At 60.6% G+C, this 16,058-nt stretch carries 14 protein-coding genes; 5 read left to right on the plus strand and 9 right to left on the minus strand.

All coding sequences use genetic code 11. The features are described 5' to 3' along the window. Positions 1–106: 106 nt before the first annotated feature. Complete coding sequence (locus tag H045_RS09695) at positions 107–1,432, minus strand: sigma-54 dependent transcriptional regulator (RefSeq protein ID WP_015372236.1); 1,326 nt, start codon at positions 1,430–1,432, stop codon at positions 107–109. 277 nt (positions 1,433–1,709) lie between these two features. Between H045_RS09695 and H045_RS09700 the strand changes: the two genes are divergently transcribed. Further along, on the plus strand, positions 1,710–1,970 hold the full coding sequence (locus H045_RS09700; protein ID WP_003236370.1) for a hypothetical protein: 261 nt from the start codon (positions 1,710–1,712) through the stop codon (positions 1,968–1,970). Positions 1,971–2,024: 54 nt separating this feature from the next. Here H045_RS09700 and H045_RS09705 read toward each other — a convergent pair whose 3' ends face one another. Genes H045_RS09705 through gnd form a run of 3 tightly spaced genes read right to left on the minus strand, consistent with a single transcriptional unit; the run spans position 2,025 to position 5,358 of the window. Then, a complete protein-coding gene (locus H045_RS09705) occupies positions 2,025–2,858 on the minus strand; it encodes a Cof-type HAD-IIB family hydrolase (RefSeq protein WP_015372237.1) in 834 nt (277 codons plus the stop codon). After that, complete coding sequence (zwf, locus tag H045_RS09710; RefSeq protein ID WP_003236374.1) at positions 2,855–4,378, minus strand: glucose-6-phosphate dehydrogenase; 1,524 nt, start codon at positions 4,376–4,378, stop codon at positions 2,855–2,857. The genes H045_RS09705 and zwf overlap by 4 nt, the downstream gene beginning before the upstream one ends. Further along, positions 4,375–5,358, minus strand: coding sequence for a phosphogluconate dehydrogenase (NAD(+)-dependent, decarboxylating) (gene gnd / locus H045_RS09715; RefSeq protein ID WP_003236376.1), 984 nt, complete (start codon positions 5,356–5,358; stop codon positions 4,375–4,377). Before gnd ends, zwf begins: the two co-directional genes overlap by 4 nt. 283 nt (positions 5,359–5,641) lie before the next feature. On the opposite strand from gnd, the gene H045_RS25255 reads away from it, so the two are divergent. The 4 genes from H045_RS25255 (at position 5,642) to H045_RS09730 (ending at position 10,413) form a co-directional block, all read left to right on the plus strand. Further along, on the plus strand, positions 5,642–5,803 hold the full coding sequence (locus tag H045_RS25255; protein WP_003236378.1) for a DUF6026 family protein: 162 nt from the start codon (positions 5,642–5,644) through the stop codon (positions 5,801–5,803). 153 nt (positions 5,804–5,956) lie between these two features. Continuing rightward, complete coding sequence (locus tag H045_RS09720; protein ID WP_015372238.1) at positions 5,957–7,699, plus strand: phosphoethanolamine transferase CptA; 1,743 nt, start codon at positions 5,957–5,959, stop codon at positions 7,697–7,699. Between the two features lie 121 nt (positions 7,700–7,820). Beyond that, positions 7,821–10,058 (plus strand): TonB-dependent siderophore receptor, encoded by a 2,238-nt coding sequence (locus tag H045_RS09725; protein WP_015372239.1) that lies wholly within the window; start codon positions 7,821–7,823, stop codon positions 10,056–10,058. A 145-nt stretch (positions 10,059–10,203) separates the two neighbouring features. Then, on the plus strand, positions 10,204–10,413 hold the full coding sequence (locus H045_RS09730; RefSeq protein ID WP_015372240.1) for a hypothetical protein: 210 nt from the start codon (positions 10,204–10,206) through the stop codon (positions 10,411–10,413). A 101-nt stretch (positions 10,414–10,514) separates the two neighbouring features. Here the strand turns inward: H045_RS09730 and H045_RS09735 are convergent, their stop codons facing one another. From H045_RS09735 to H045_RS09755, 5 genes are all read right to left on the minus strand, one after another. Then, positions 10,515–11,006 carry a GNAT family N-acetyltransferase gene (locus H045_RS09735; RefSeq protein WP_003236386.1) on the minus strand — a complete coding sequence of 164 codons (492 nt, stop codon included), beginning with the start codon at positions 11,004–11,006 and terminating at the stop codon, positions 10,515–10,517. Positions 11,007–11,144: 138 nt separating this feature from the next. Next, positions 11,145–12,251: a cell division protein ZapE gene (zapE, locus tag H045_RS09740; RefSeq protein ID WP_015372241.1), complete on the minus strand. Its 1,107-nt coding sequence runs from the start codon at positions 12,249–12,251 to the stop codon at positions 11,145–11,147. A gap of 47 nt (positions 12,252–12,298) precedes the next feature. After that, entirely contained in the window at positions 12,299–14,956 is a 2,658-nt protein-coding gene (gene pepN, locus H045_RS09745; RefSeq protein WP_015372242.1) for an aminopeptidase N, read from the minus strand. Between the two features lie 13 nt (positions 14,957–14,969). Beyond that, positions 14,970–15,800, minus strand: a complete 831-nt coding sequence (locus tag H045_RS09750; protein ID WP_003236393.1) for a DUF2797 domain-containing protein — start codon at positions 15,798–15,800, stop codon at positions 14,970–14,972. Next, entirely contained in the window at positions 15,797–16,057 is a 261-nt protein-coding gene (locus tag H045_RS09755; protein ID WP_015372244.1) for a YeaC family protein, read from the minus strand. The genes H045_RS09750 and H045_RS09755 overlap by 4 nt, the downstream gene beginning before the upstream one ends. Position 16,058 lies beyond the last annotated feature (1 nt).

The raw sequence follows: 16,058 nt of genomic DNA on the forward strand, positions 1-16,058 counted from the left end.
GGGGCGCTTCGCACCCCAACGCGGGGCAAGCCCGCTCGCCACGGAAAACCCGCTCAACCGCAACAAGCCCGCTAGCCTCAGGGTTTGGACGTGGAGTGGGCTCGGCCTAGCGAATCTGGTGCTTGTGCAATAACCGGTAAAACGTAGGCCGGGAAATGCCCAGCACCCGTGCGGCAATGCTCAGATTATCGCTGTGCCGGTTGAGCACGTCGCATAACGCCTGGCGTTCGGCGCGGTGCTTGTAGTCTTCCAGGGTGGCCATGGCTGGCGATACTGCCCGCTTGCCCAGCAAGCCGAGGTCGGTGGCCTCGATCTGGCGGCCTTCGGCAAGCACCAGGCCTCGGCGTACGCGGTTGGCCAGTTCACGTACGTTGCCCGGCCAGGGATGCTGCCCCATGGCAACCAGCGCCTCTTCGCTGAAGCTGCGCGGGCGGCGGCCGGTTTCCTGACTGTAGAAGCGCGAAAAGTGGTTGGCCAGCATCGCGACGTCACCGTGCCGTTCGCGCAGCGGCGCAGTGGCCACTTGCAGCACGTTCAGGCGGTAATACAAGTCTTCGCGAAAAGTGCCCTTGGCCACCGCCGCTTCGAGGTCGACGTGGGTTGCCGCCAATACCCGCACATCCACCGGGATCGGCTGGCTGCCACCGACGCGCTCGACCTGCTTTTCCTGGAGAAAGCGCAGCAGGTTCGCTTGCAGTTCCATCGGCAGGTCGCCGATTTCATCGAGAAACAGGGTGCCGCCATTCGCGGCTTCGATGCGGCCGATCTTGCGCTGATGGGCGCCGGTAAACGCACCTTTTTCATGGCCGAACAGTTCGGACTGGATCAGGTGCTCGGGGATCGCGCCGCAGTTGATCGCCACGAATGGCCTGGCATGCCGCTGGGATTGACGGTGCAGGGTTTTGGCGACCAGTTCCTTGCCGGTGCCGCTGTCACCGCGAATCAGCACCGGGGACTCGGTGGGCGCCAACTTCGCTAACAATTTGCGCAGCTCGCGGATCGCCCGGCTGTCACCGAGCAATTCGTGCTCGGGCCCGTCCACCGGCGTGTTGCCCTTGCCGCGCAGGCGCGCCATGCCGAACGCACGGCCGAGGATGACCTGCACCCGCGACACATCGAACGGCAGGGTATGGAAGTCGAAAAACCACTCACAGACAAAATCGCCAACGTTCTGCAGGCGCAACACGTCTTGATCGAGCACGGCAATCCACTCGGTGCCGCTGCGGCTGATCAGTTCCTTGACGGCTTCGGGCCGCTCCAGGTGATACGGCTGCAAACGCAACAAGCCGATATCACAGGAGCGGTCGCCTACCGCCTCCAGCGCGCAGCTGTCCACGTCCCAGCCGGCGGCGCGCAAACCGGGCAGCAGGCCGTGACAATCTTCACAGGGGTCAACCACAAGCAAGCGTCGCTGAACAGGTGTAACAATCATGACTATTCCTTGGCGTCAAAATTGTTAATTTTATTTATAAACAAGGGGTTGGGACGCCTGATCACAGGCTATCAATTTATTGACGAACTCTATGTAACATTTCGCTATAAGTGCGGGCAGAAAGCCATCCTTCGCCTGCACAGCACCTCGCCGTAAAAATTAATTACGTCAGTATGTGACCCATACCCGGGCATCGTGCATCAGTACAAGTAACCCACCGCACGGTCAGCCCAACCGCCGGTGCTGACTTGAATGGGCATACAGAGAGAAGACCCACATGAACGCCCCGCTCCGCATCAACGAAGCTCTTTTGATCGCAGACCGTGCCTTCCAGCCCTTTCAGTGCGTGGCTTGGCATGACGGCGTTGGCGCCCTCAGCCTGAGCGTCATCGACCGCACCAACACCCGCATCGGCAGCCGGCAGCTGTCGTCGAGCGCTTACACTGATCCTGCGCAACTGGAAGATCTGTTGCTGCAGGCCCGCGCCGAACTCGACGAACATGGCTATCAGTTGCAATCCTGGGCGATGCCCAAGTAAGACGACGCACTTGACGGGCGATCACTGCACCCAGTGATCGCCCGTTGCGCTTTTTCAGGACAGTGAGTGTGGCGCGAGAATAAAGCGTTCGAACGCTTCCGCCGCGCCGTCTTCCAGATTGCTGCCGGTGACGACAGTGGCCTGATGTTTGACGGTTTCCTCGGCCTGGCCCATGGCAATCGACAACCCGGCCACATGAAACATGGCCGGGTCATTGCCGCCGTCGCCGATGGCGGCGGTTTGCGCAAGCGGCGCCCCAAGGTGGGCCGCCAGGGTCTTCAAGGCCTCACCCTTGTTGGCCAGCATCGCCGTCACATCCAGGTAAACCGGTTGCGAACGCGACACCTGGGCCAGGCCTTCTACCTTGGGATGCAACTGCGCTTCCAGCTCCACCAGCAATCGGGTGTTGTTGCTGGCCGCTACAATCTTGTCGACCCGATCCAGATACGGCTCGAAACTCTCCACCACGATGGGGCCATAGCCCAGCCCTTGGGCCTCGCGCGGCTCCATTGGCCCGGGCGGATCACGCCGCAACCAGTCACCGTCGGCGAATACCCAGACCTCCACGTCCGGCTCGGCCGAGAACAGCGCCAGGGCAATCAGCGCCGCCTCCGCCGGCAAGTGGTGGGCAACCAGGATGCTGCCATCGGGGTTGATCAGAGTGCCGCCGTTGAAGCCCGCCACTGGCACATCAATGCCGAAGGCCTCGATCAGGTGATGCATGGCCTTGGGCGGTCGGCCACTGGCCAGGCTGAAAAACACCCCGGCCTCGCGCAGCGCCCGCACCGCATCGGCGGTGCGCTGGCTGAGGCGGTGGTCCGGATGCAGCAAGGTGCCGTCCACGTCACTCAGGATAAAACGGATGGGATGGATCGCGGCGTCACTCATCCGAGGCGGTGCCAGGTGCGACCGTCGCGGGCCAGCAGTGCATCGGAGGCGGCGGGGCCGTCCTCGCCCGCCTTGTACGTCTGGATGCCGTCGTCCTGCTGCCATGCGTCGAGGAACGGCTGCACCGCACGCCAGCCGTTTTCGATGTTGTCGGCCCGCTGGAACAGGGTCTGGTCGCCGGTCATGCAGTCGTAGATCAGGGTTTCGTACCCGGTCGACGGCTGCATCTCGAAGAAGTCCTTGTAGGCAAAGCCCAGCTTGATGTTGGCCATGTCCAGGGTCGGGCCGGGCTTTTTCGCCAGCAAGTCGAACCACATACCCTCGTTGGGCTGGATCTGGATTTTCAGGTAGGTGGGCTTGAGTTCATCCACGTCGGTGTCACGAAACTGCGCGTAGGGCGCAGGCTTGAAGCAGATCACGATTTCGGTGTCACGCACGCTCATGCGCTTGCCGGTGCGCAGATAGAACGGCACGCCGACCCAGCGCCAGTTGTCGATCATCACCTTGAGGGCGACAAAGGTCTCGGTGCTGCTGTCGGGCGCCACGTTGTCTTCTTCGCGATAGCCGGGCAGCGACTTGCCGCCGATTTCGCCAGCGGTGTACTGCCCGCGCACAGAGTTGGCCCGCGCATCTTCCAGCGACCAGGGCCGCACGGCGCCGATCACCTTGGCCTTTTCACCGCGTACCGCGTCTGCACCGAAGGCCGCTGGCGGTTCCATGGCGACCATCGCCAGCAACTGGAACAGGTGGTTGGGCACCATGTCGCGCAGGGTGCCGGTTTTCTCGAAGAAATTACCCCGCGTTTCCACGCCGACGGTCTCGGCGGCGGTGATCTGCACGTGGTCGATATAATGGTTGTTCCAGAACGCTTCGAACAGCACGTTGGAAAAACGGCTGATCAGGATGTTCTGCACCGTCTCCTTGCCCAGGTAATGATCGATGCGATAGATCTGCTTCTCGCTCATCACCTTGAGCAGGCACGCGTTAAGCGCTTCGGCAGTGGCCAGGTCGGAGCCGAACGGCTTCTCGATGACCACGCGGCGAAAGCTCTCGTCGGTTTCCGTCAACAAACCGGCGCTGCCCAGGCGCTGCACCACTTCACTGAAGAAGCGCGGTGCAGTGGCCAGGTAGAACACCGCATTGCCGGTGCCGCTCTCGGCGATTTTCTTGCCGATGTCGGCGTAGGTGCTGTCGTCGAGGAAGTCGCCCTCGACGTAGCTGATGCCTTTGGCCAACTGCGCCCACAGCTCGGGGTCGAGGGCATGCTCGGCATTGCCCTTGACCTTGCTCGCGGCTTCGGTGCGAATGAAATCCTCGAGCTTCTTGGCGAAGTCCGCGTCACTGATGGCGTTGTGATCAACGCCGACAATGCGCAGACCATCGCCCAGCAAGCCGTCACGGCTGAGGTTGTACAGCGCCGGCATCAGCAGGCGCTTGACCAGGTCGCCATGGGCGCCGAACAGGAACAATGTCGTGGGCGGTGCGGGTTCGGCCTCTGGTTTCTTGCCGTTGGCGGTCATTTTTTGGAAGTCTCCACGTGACCACCAAAGCCGAAACGCATGGCAGAGAGCATTTTGTCACCGTAGGTACTTTGCTGACGCGAGCGGAAGCGCGCGAACAGCGAGGTAGACAGCACCGGAACCGGCACGGCCTGTTCCATGGCGGCTTCGATGGTCCAACGGCCTTCGCCGCTGTCGGCAACGGAACCCGAGTAACCGTCGAGCTTCGGGTCAGTAGCCAGTGCGTCGGCGGTCAGGTCCAGCAACCACGACGACACCACGCTGCCCCGGCGCCAGACTTCAGCGATGTCAGCCACGTTGAGGTCAAAGCGCTGATCCTGGGGCAGATTGTCCGAGTTCTTGGTCTTGAGGATGTCAAAGCCTTCGGCGAACGCTTGCATCATCCCGTACTCGATGCCGTTGTGGATCATCTTGACGAAATGCCCGGCGCCCGCAGGCCCGGCGTGGATATAGCCGTGCTCGGCGCGTGGATCGGCGCTGGCGGAACGGTCCTTGGTACGCGGGATGTTGCCAACGCCCGGGGCCAGGCTTTTGAAGATCGGGTCGAGGCGCTGCACGGTCTCGACGTCGCCGCCGATCATCATGCAATAGCCGCGCTCCAGGCCCCAAACGCCGCCCGAGGTGCCCACGTCCACATAGTGCAGACCCTTCTCCGCCAGGGCCTTGCCACGGCGCACGTCGTCCTTGTAGTTGGTATTGCCGCCGTCGATGATCACATCACCGTCTTCGAGCAGCTCGCTCAACTCATTGATAGTGTCTTCGGTCGGGTCGCCTGCCGGCAACATGACCCACACGGCGCGAGGTTTCTGCAGCCCGGCCACCAGGGCTTTCACGTCGGCGACACCCGTGGCGCCCTCCTCGCTCAAGCCTTTGACGAATGCTTCGTTACGGTCGTAAACAACGGTGGTATGCCCATTGAGCATCAGGCGCCGCGCAATGTTACCGCCCATGCGGCCTAGTCCAATAATCCCCAGTTGCATGTGCTGATGCTCCTAACTGCTAAAAAATGTGTGACATAGTTTATAGCGCAATGAGGCTAATGAGGGTTAGTCCAGAGCGGATACCTGGAGTTTCATGCTAAAAAAGATGCCATCGTTTCACCATCACGGCAGCAAAAGTCACACGACCACCAAAAATAAAAAAGTTCCATTGGTGTGAAAAAGAATTCAGAATTGCTTCCGACTGATGCCGAGAACTCCAATTCTGCGTTCCGGCACCGCGATCTACCGGCTATTTGCGAGGCAAGCAATGAGCACAGCACAGATGTCCCGTCCGCCACAGACTCTCTACGTCAGCATCCGTCGCGATGAATTGCGCCAGTTGAAGGACGAACGCGATCAATTGCAGCAGGAAGTCCTGCGTTTGCGCTCGCATCTGCAAGGCCAGCTGGAACAGACCTCTGCCGCCCGCCCCGCGCTGTGCTGAATCACGCTGTAAGATAATGCTTACAGATCGCTGACAAAGTTTTCACACGCTCTCCCCGATACTCCCCGCCCGAAGGGCTGCCCCATGCAAGGGCGGCCTCTGTTTGCGCGCGTTCCTGCGCGCCAGCTGAAAATAATTGGGTTGGAGTGTTGGATGGCGATGTTCAAGCGCGGCACTGCGTCTGCGAAAGGCTTTGATTGGGCCGGCTTCGGTTGGCTGTTTCTGTTCTTCTGGTACTTCTCGGGTATTACCCAACTGCTGATCCAGCTGACCGGCACTTCCGGCTTCAGCGGGTTCCGCCAGGCCTTCTTCATGAGTGCGCTGTGGCTGGCGCCGATGCTGCTGTTCCCGCGCCGCACGCGCCTGCTGGCAGCCTTGATCGGTGTGGTGCTGTGGGCATGTTCCATGGCCAGCCTGGGTTATTTCTTCATTTACCAGCAGGAATTTTCCCAGAGCGTCATCTTCATCATGTTCGAATCGAACATCTCTGAAGCCGGCGAGTACGCGACCCAATATTTCGCCTGGTGGATCGTGCTGGCGTTTATCGCCCATACCGCCTTCGCCGTGTTTTTGTGGACCCGCCTGCGCCCGGTGTATCTGCCGCGCGGGCAGTCGATGCTGGCGGCCGCCGCCATCGTGCTGGCGGTGATCGGTTATCCGCTGGTCAAGCAGATCGCCACCAGCGACAACATGGAACAGGCCATCGACCGTTTTGAAACCCGCATCGAGCCGGCCGTACCGTGGCAGATGATCGTGGCCTACCGTCGTTACACCGAACAACTGGATAACATGCAGGGCATGCTCACCAGCGCCAGCCAGATCCCGCCGCTGAAGAACCTCAAGGACAACAACGCCGGCCAGCCGTCGACCCTGGTGCTGGTCATCGGCGAGTCGACCAATCGCCAGCGCATGAGCCTCTACGGCTACCCGCGCAACACCACGCCGGAACTCGACAAGCTGCGTGATCAATTGGCGGTGTTCGACAACGTCATCACCCCGCGCCCCTACACCATCGAGGCGCTGCAACAGGTGCTGACCTTCGCCGACGAAGAAAACCCCGACCTGTACCTCAAGACCCCATCGATTGTCAGCGTGATGAAGCAGGCCGGCTACAAGACCTACTGGATCACCAACCAGCAGACCATGACCAAGCGCAACACCATGCTCACGACCTTTTCCGAACAGGCCGACGAGCAGGTGTATCTCAACAATAATCGCAACCAGAACGCCCGCCAGTACGACGGCGACGTACTGGAGCCCTTCGCCAAGGCCATGGCCGACGGCGCCGAGCGCAAGTTCATCGTGGTGCATCTGCTGGGTACGCACATGAGCTACCAGTACCGCTACCCGCCAAGCTTTGACAAGTTCACCGACCGCCAGGGCGTGCCCAAGGGTGTCAGCGATGCCCAGTTGCCCACGTACAACAGCTACGACAACGCGGTGCTGTACAACGACTTCGTGGTGTCGAGCCTGATCAAGGACTACGCCAAGAGCGATCCCAATGGCTTCTTGTTGTACCTGTCGGACCACGGCGAAGACGTGTTCGACTCCGCAGGCCACAGCACCCTGGGTCGCAACGAAGCCAAGCCGACCGCGCCGATGTACACCATTCCGTTCATGGCTTACGCCTCGCCCAAATGGCGCGAAAGCCACAACTGGAATTTTGCCGGCGACCTGCAACGCCCTTACAGCAGCTCACAGTTGATTCACACCTGGGCCGATCTGGCCGGGCTGAGCTTCGACGAATGGGACCACAGCAAAAGCCTGGTGAGTGACAGCTTTACGCCACGCCCGCTGATGATCGGCAATCCCTACGAGACCAAGCAAAAGGGCTTGATCGACTTCAGCCTGATCAAGCCGAAGAAGAACGAACCGAACGAGGTGGTGCTCAAGTAGCCTCTGAAACAAGAAGATAACAATCATTCTCGTTTAAACCTAAAGTTGCGCGACTCCTTTCGTCTTTGAGCCAAGGCCTTTTTTATCGAAAAGGCTACAAAGAAAAAAGGAGTCTGCCGCAATGCTTTCGCCCTTCACCCGTTCCATCACCCTCACCCTCGGCCTCTTCGGCAGCGTGCTCAGCCCTGAGCTGCTGGCTGAAACCGATCCCGAGCAAGCGTCGTCCACAGCGCTCGAACTGGCCGCCATCAGCGTCACCGCCGAGGACCCGGGCACCAATACCGAGCACACCGGTGCCTACACCACCGGGGCCATGAGCACCGCCACGCGCCTGAACCTGTCCATCAAGGAAACCCCGCAATCGGTCTCGGTGGTCACCCGCCAGCAGATGGACGACTTCAACCTCAACACCCTGACCGAAGCGTTGCGCCAGACCACCGGCGTCGTGGTGCAGCACTATGACTCGGACCGCCCCGCCTACTCTGCACGCGGCTATGGCATCACCAACTTCCAGGTCGACGGGATGCTCAATACCTTCGGCTACATGAAGTCCGATGCCGACACCATCATTTACGACCGAATCGAGGTGGTACGCGGCGCCACCGGCTTGACCACCGGTGCGGGCGACCCATCGGCCACCATCAACATGGTGCGCAAGCGTCCGACCGACCAATGGCAGGCTAAAGCCGGGGTGAGTGCCGGCAGTTATGACAACTACCACAGCTACGTGGACGTGGGCGGCCCGCTGGCCTTTGATGGCAGGCTGCGCGGGCGCGGCGTGCTGGCCTACCGCGACAGTCAATCACACCGTGACAACTACAGGCTGGAGCGCATCGTGGGTTACGGCATTCTGGAAGGCGACCTGAGTGACGACACGGTGCTTGCGGTGGGCTATGACTACCAGGACAAACAGGTGCAAGGCACCTCCTGGGGCACCGTGCCTTATTGGAACAGCCAGGGCGGCAAGGCCGGGTTGTCACGCTCCACCAACATGGCTGCGCAATGGAGCTCCTGGCCGCTGACCGACAAGACCACCTTCGCCACCCTCGATCACCGGCTCGGCGGCGACTGGCGCGTCAAAGCCGCCTACACCCATCGGCAAAGCGACACGGACGGCAAGGTGTACTACGGCGGCGCAGGCTTCCCGAATGCAGATCGCAGCGGCATGGAGGCCTGGACCAGTCGCATGGTGGGCACCTCGAAGATGGACGTGTTTGACTTCAACCTGTCCGGCACCTATTCACTGCTGGGTCGTCGGCATGAGGTGATGATGGGCTACGGCCAATCCCAGCAGAGGGACGCCTCCCCGCATCAACGCGACCTGATAGAGGGCGACTACCGCACCATCCAGGACTGGAAACACATGGGTGGCATCGGCAAGTTCGCCGATGTGACCACCGGCCTTAAGGGGGAGCACAGCCGCAAGCAGCAGCAAGCCGGCTACCTGGCCACGCGATTGAGCCTCACCGACCGCCTGCATGCGGTACTGGGCAGCCGTTACGGCAGTTGGGAAATCGAAACGTCCTCCCCTCAGTACGACGCCAATGACCAATGGATCAAGTCCGACAAAACCCGGCAGACCCACAACGATATGTGGACGCCCTACGCCGGCCTGCTTTATGACCTGACCCCGGAGTACACGGTCTACGCGAGCTACACCGATATTTTCAAACCCCAGGACGCGCGCGATGCCAACCGCAAATACCTGGAGCCCGTCGTCGGCAGCAATTATGAAGTGGGCCTCAAAGGCAGCCTGCTCGATGGGCGCCTGAATCTCGCCACCGCGTACTTCTGGAGCACCCAGGACAACGTCGCGGAGCTGGACGACTCGGTGCCGCCGGATCCGAGAACCAAAGAGTCGTTTTATACATCAGGCGGCAAGGGCAACAAGGTACGCGGGTTCGAAGTGGAACTGGCCGGTGAAGTGATGCCCGACTGGAACATCACTGCGGGCTACACCTACACGCATTCGGTGAACGGCGAGGACCGCCGCAATAACAGCGAGCAACCGTTGAACCTGCTGCGGCTGTCAAGTGCGTATCGGCTGCCGGGCGCGTGGCGCCAGTTGACGGTCGGGGGTGCCTTCAACTGGCAGAGCGAGACCTACGCCTGGAGCAACAGGCCGACCGGCGAGCGCGACGCTCAGGGCAATCGCATCACCACGCGAGCGAAGATCACTCAGCAGGCTTACCCGTTGGTTAACCTGATGTCCCGCTACCAGTTCAACGAGCACGTTTCGGCGTCGCTTAACGTCAATAATCTATTTGATAAAAAGTACTATGAGCGCGTTGGCTTTTATAACGGCGTACATTGGGGCGACCCACGTTCGATCACGTTGGCGATGGACTGGAAACTCTGAGCCCGGCGCCGCAGAAGTTAACAACGCCGTTAGTGTTTAAATGTTTCTCGCGTTAATTTCCACTTAATTGGATCGTCCCACAATCGCCCCATGGCTTCGCTCAGGGACCGAACGAATAACGATCACTCTTAATGGGAATACCGCAATGAAACTGTCGACCTTGATGCTGGCCAGCCTGATGACCCTGACCTCTGCCGCCGCCTTTGCAGAGGGCGGCTCGGAGCGCTCGAGGCAGTTCTACGAGGACTTCGCCTTTATGCAACAAAAGACCCACGGCACCGCCGATCAAACCGCTTCCGCTGACGGCAGGACATTAAAAGCCGATACCGACGAACAACAGCAGCCAAACATTTAATTAACGTTTAGTTAATCTGCACTACCCGTTACCACTGTGCTCCTTTGGCAAGCGGTTTATTGGGCGCCATTTAATGGCGCCCTTTTTTTGCCACTTATTTATTAAAGCGGTTTATTCCAGAACAGCATGCGGCCATTGGCCGGATCGAACATTGAATCATCGAAGCCAAACTTTCGATAGGCCGACTGTGCCACTTCATTGCCTTCCAGCACTTCCAGAGTGATCTTGCAGCAGCCACGCTGACGAGCGATTTCCTCGACCTTTTGCAGCATCTTCTGACTCAACCCCAGGCCGCGAAACGCTTCCATCACCGCCACATCGTGGACGTTGACCAGCGGGCGGCAGGCAAAGGTGGAAAAACCTTCAAAGCAATTGACCAGACCGGCAGGCTCACCGCCCACAAATGCCAGCACGCTGAAAGCATGGGGGCGTTTGGCCAGTTCGGCCGGCAATTGTTGCAGCAGGTCGGCGGGCAGGCTGTGCCCACCGCCCATGGGGTGTTCGGCGTAATGGTTGAGTACCAGCGCAATCGCCTCGGCGTGCACAGGATTGGTGTAACTGGCTTGCAGCACCAGGATGTCAGGGGTATCCATCAGCTTCCTCGATCACGACAGCAAGGGAATCGGCTCCCTTTGAGGGCATCGATTGTAAGCGCGGAGTCAGCAGCGGATGAAGGAGATTTACTACAAAGGCATGTAAGAACAAGCGAAGGTTGCGCAGCGAAAAATCTGTCATAGGCCAAAACGCTGCCATTGCATCTCCTGCAGTCGGCTCAGCGTCCGTCGAAACGGAAACGCCAGATAACCTTCGGTATAGAGACGCTCCAGCGGCACCTTCGCCTCAATGAACAGCGGCACCTTGCGGTCATAGCACTCATCCACCAGGGCAATGAAGCGACGCACGCTATCGTCGTGCACCGACAACTGCGGCAGTTCGCGATCCCCCGCCGCCACGCGCATGGCGGCATCTTCAGTGCCTCGGGCAATGCGCCCTGGACGCTGTTGTGCGCTGAGGTTGGGCACCTCGCCTAGCAGAATTGCTTTGAAACGGTCACACAACAGCATGAAGTCCATCGCGGCCAGAGGTTGCTCGCACAGGTCGGCATAGCGGCACCACAGCACCGTGTCACTGGCCTGCACTGTCATGATCGAACGATGCCCGACGCTGATCGCCCCACCGCCGGATGCTGGCACGTCGCTCAATGCCTGGAACACTGCCGCCAGCGCATCAGCCTGATTCACCCAGTAGCGCTGCACCTCCACGCCAGGGTGCAAACGATGATCCTCGCCGCCGTCCACGGCCACCACCTGCATATGCTGCTTGATCGCCACAATGCCCGGCAGGAAACGCTCACGGTTGAAGCCACCGGCGTACAACTGGTCAGGCGGCTGGTTGGAAGTGCACACCACTACCACGCCGTGCTCGAACATCACCTGAAACAGACGGCCAAGAATGATCGCATCGCCAATGTCATTGACGAACAACTCATCGAAACACAGTACCCGCACAGCCTGGCTGAGTTCCCGGGCCAGCGCCTGCAAGGGATCGGGAATGCCGGTGAGCTGAAACGAGCGCTGATGTACCCAGCCCATGAAGTGATGGAAGTGCTGACGCCGCGCAGGCACCCGCAGGCTTTGGTAAAACCGGTCCATCAGCCAGGTCTTGCCACGGCCCACCGGGCCCCAGAGGTACACGCCAGTGATCGGCGCGCGGCCCTGGTGCAAGGCCTCATGGCAGGCCTGCAGCGCCCCGACCGCCCGGCGCTGGGCTTCATCGGAGACGAAGCCCTCCCGGGCAATGGCGTGTTGGTAGGACGCCAGGGGCGATTCGAACGTCATGGATACCTGCCCTGACCACACCGGAGTTTGCCTGTTCTATGGGAACGCTACGCCAGGCTCTTGCTGACCACCTCGAACACATCGCTGGACAGCTCACCGCAACCCCGAATGCGCTCCAACTCGGCCTTCATCAGCGCCTGGCGCGCAGCATCGTATTTGCGCCAGCGCGTCAGCGGCGCCAACTGGCGCGAAGCGATCTGTGGGTTCAGCGTGTTCAGCTCGATCACCAGGTCCGCCAGGAAGCGATAGCCCGAACCATCGGCGGCATGGAAGTTGACGAGGTTCTGCCCGGCAAACGCACCGATCAAGGCGCGTACCTTGTTCGGGTTCTTGATGGTGAACGCTGGATGCTGCATCAGCGCCTTGACCCGTGCCAGCCCGCCCGGGAGGGTGCTGCCGGCCTGCACGCTGAACCACTGGTCCATGACCAGCGGGTTGTCCTTGAAGTTCTCGGCAAACACCGCCAACGCCTGTGCCTTCTCCGCCTCGAAGGGCGAGTTCACCAGCACCGCCAGTGCGGTCAGGCGCTCGGTCATGTTGTCGCTGGTATCGAATTGATCCAGGGTGGCCGCCAGCACTTGCGGCTTGCCGCTGAGCATCAGGTACGACAGCGCGATGTTCTGCAATGCGCGACGGGCAAAGTGCTCGGCCGCCGCGACATACGGCGTCTGCCGGGACAGCTCGCGATTGGCCTGATAACGCAGCCACAGGCCTTCGAACAGGTTGTCCGCCAGTTGCTTGCGCGCGAACTCACGGGCGGCGTGGATCGCGTCCACATCGGCCACGTCGCTGATTTCCGCCAGATACGCTTCGCCGGGCAGCGAGAGCATTTCGGCGACCATGGCCTGATCCAGGCTTTCATCACTCAATACCGAGCGCAGCGCGTCGATCAGGCGTTGATCCAGCTCCAGCGGCTGGCCGGCCTGGTGCTGGCCGATCAGTTCCTGCAATACCTGCACCGACAGTTGCTGGCCGGCATCCCAGCGGTTGAAACCATCGCTGTCGTGCTGCATCAGGAACATCAACTGGTCGCGGCTGTACGCAAAGCTCAGTTTCACCGGTGCCGAGAACCCGCGCAGCAACGAAGGCAAGGGCTGTTCGGCGATATCGACGAAGGTGAAGGTCTGCTCGGCTTCGGTCACCGAAATCACCCGCGACGTGGCGCCGGCGGTTGCTTCGCCCGCCAGGCGCAGCGCAATGCCTGCACCCTTGCCATCCAGCAGGCCCAGTTCCACCGGAATCACGAACGGCAGTTTTTCCACCTTGTCCGGCGTCGCCGGGCAGCTCTGGCGGAACGTCAGGCTGTAGGTATTGGCCACCGCATCAAAGGCTTCGCTCACCGCCAGACGTGGCGTACCGGCCTGGCTGTACCAGCGCTTGAACTGGCTGAGGTCGGCGCCGTTGGCGTCTTCCATCGCCTTGATGAAGTCATCGCAGGTCACCGCCTGGCCATCGTGGCGCTCAAAGTACAGGTCGCTGCCTTTGCGGAAACCCTCGGCGCCGAGCAGAGTGTGGATCATGCCGACCACTTCCGAGCCCTTTTCGTACACGGTGAGGGTGTAGAAGTTGGAGATCTCGATAAAGCTGTCCGGACGCACCGCGTGGGCCATGGGGCCGGCGTCTTCGGCGAACTGGTGCGTGCGCAGGTAGGCCACATCCTGGATACGCTTGACCGTGGCCGAGTTCATGTCGGCGGAGAAGCCCGAGTCGCGGAACACGGTGAAGCCTTCCTTGAGCGACAGCTGGAACCAGTCGCGGCAGGTGACGCGGTTGCCCGACCAGTTGTGGAAGTATTCATGCGCGACGATGGCTTCGACGCGCTGATGCGCGGCGTCGGTGGCCGTTTCGGCGCGAGCCAGCACGGCGCTGGAGTTGAAGATGTTGAGGCCCTTGTTCTCCATGGCGCCCATGTTGAAATCGTTGACCGCAACGATCATGAAGATGTCGAGATCGTACTCGCGACCGTAGGTTTCTTCGTCCCAGCGCATGGATTTTTTCAGGCTGGTCATGGCGTGCTGGCACTTGTCGATATTTTCCGGCTCGACGTAGATGCGCAGCGCCACTTCGCGCTCGGTCATGGTGGTAAAGCTGTCTTCGACACACCACAGGTCACCCGCCACCAGTGCGAACAGGTAGGCGGGTTTCTTGAACGGGTCTTCCCAGGTCGCCCAGTGTCGGCCGTCTTCGCCAGGGCCGCTGGCAATCGGGTTGCCGTTGGACAGCAATACCGGGTAACGGTGTTGCTCGGCGATCACCGTGGTGGTGAAGATGCTCATCACGTCCGGGCGGTCGAGGTAATAGGTGATCTTGCGAAAGCCTTCGGCCTCGCACTGGGTGCAGAACATGCTGCCGGACTTGTACAGGCCTTCCAGCGCGGTGTTGGTTTCCGGGTGGATCTTGACCGTGGTGTCGAGGGTGAATACCGCACTCGTCGGCTGCACGGTCAGGTGGCTGTCGGTCAATTGGTAGTCAGCGGCCGTCAGCTCTTGATCGGCCAGGTTCACGCTCAGCAGTTCCAGCAGTTGCCCGTCCAGCACCAGCGGCGGCAAGCCGTCGCCGCGCTCGGGGTTGCGGCGCATCACGAGCTGCGCGTGGACCAGGCTGTGGTCCTCGAACAACTCGAAGGTCAGGTGCGTCTCGTCAATCAGGTAATCCGGCGCCTGATAGTCCTTCAGGTAAATCATCTTCGGTTGTTCGGTGCGCATGCTGGGAATCCTTCTACTGATGCACGGCGAGCTGGTAGGCCGTGTATTTACGAATATTGATAACGCCGGTATCGAAGATCAGGTATTGGCCCTTGATCCCCAGCAGCGTGCCTTCGGCAATCGGGTTCTTGTCCAGGTTGAAGCTGACGATCTTGGTCGGATACTGCTCGACCGGGTATCGAATCTCGATCGGCTCAACGTCGGCAATGGTTTGGATGGCCTGCAGGCCAAAGCGTTCCTGCAACGTCACCAGGCCTTCGGCGCAGCTGGCGAACAACTCATCGCGCACCTGCTTGAGGTCGACGGTTTGTGCATCGCCCTTGAGCAGCGCACGCCAGTTGGTCTTGTCGGCCACCTGGCTGCGGAACAGGTCTTCGACGAAACCCGATTGCTGACGCGTGGCCACGCGCATGATCGGCAGCGCCTGGCTGGCCCCCTGGTCGAGCCAGCGCGTCGGCAACTGGGTGGCGCGGGTGATGCCGACCTTGATCCCCGACGAATTGGCCAGGTACACCACATGGTCGGTCATGCAGAAGGTTTCGCCCCACACCGGATCACGGCAGGTGCCGGCGTCGTAATGGCAGCGCTCCGGGCTCATGATGCAGAGGTCACACTGGGCCAGCTTGGTCATGCATGGGTAGCAATAACCCTGGCTGAAGCTGGTCTTGGTCTTGCGCCCGCAATGGCTGCAATGGATGGCGCCAAGAAACTCAAGGCGTATGTGCGTGCCGATCAACGGGTTGACCGGCACCTCGGTATCGCCCAGGCGAAAGCTGTACTGAACGGTCGGCTCACCGAGCTGCGCCGACATTTTGCTGACTGCACCGCGACCAATTTCAATCAATGGATCGCATCCGACTTGAACAGAATATTGGGCATTGTCTCGGACTTGGACGCGCATTCCTGCGGGCCCATGTAGCCGGTACGCTGCTCTTCGGGCAGGTTCTGGATCTCCCACGCGATCATCGCCTGCAGCGACAGCTCGCGCTGCTCGGCAGTGAGCTTGCGGCCATCGGACCATTTGCCGATTTCCACGGCGAGCTTGAGGCTCTCGTAGATGTCCGGGGTGATGTTTTCGATCATTTCAGCAAAAGAGGACATG

The organism is Pseudomonas poae RE*1-1-14 (assembly GCF_000336465.1).
GTDB classification, from domain to species: domain Bacteria; phylum Pseudomonadota; class Gammaproteobacteria; order Pseudomonadales; family Pseudomonadaceae; genus Aquipseudomonas; species Aquipseudomonas poae.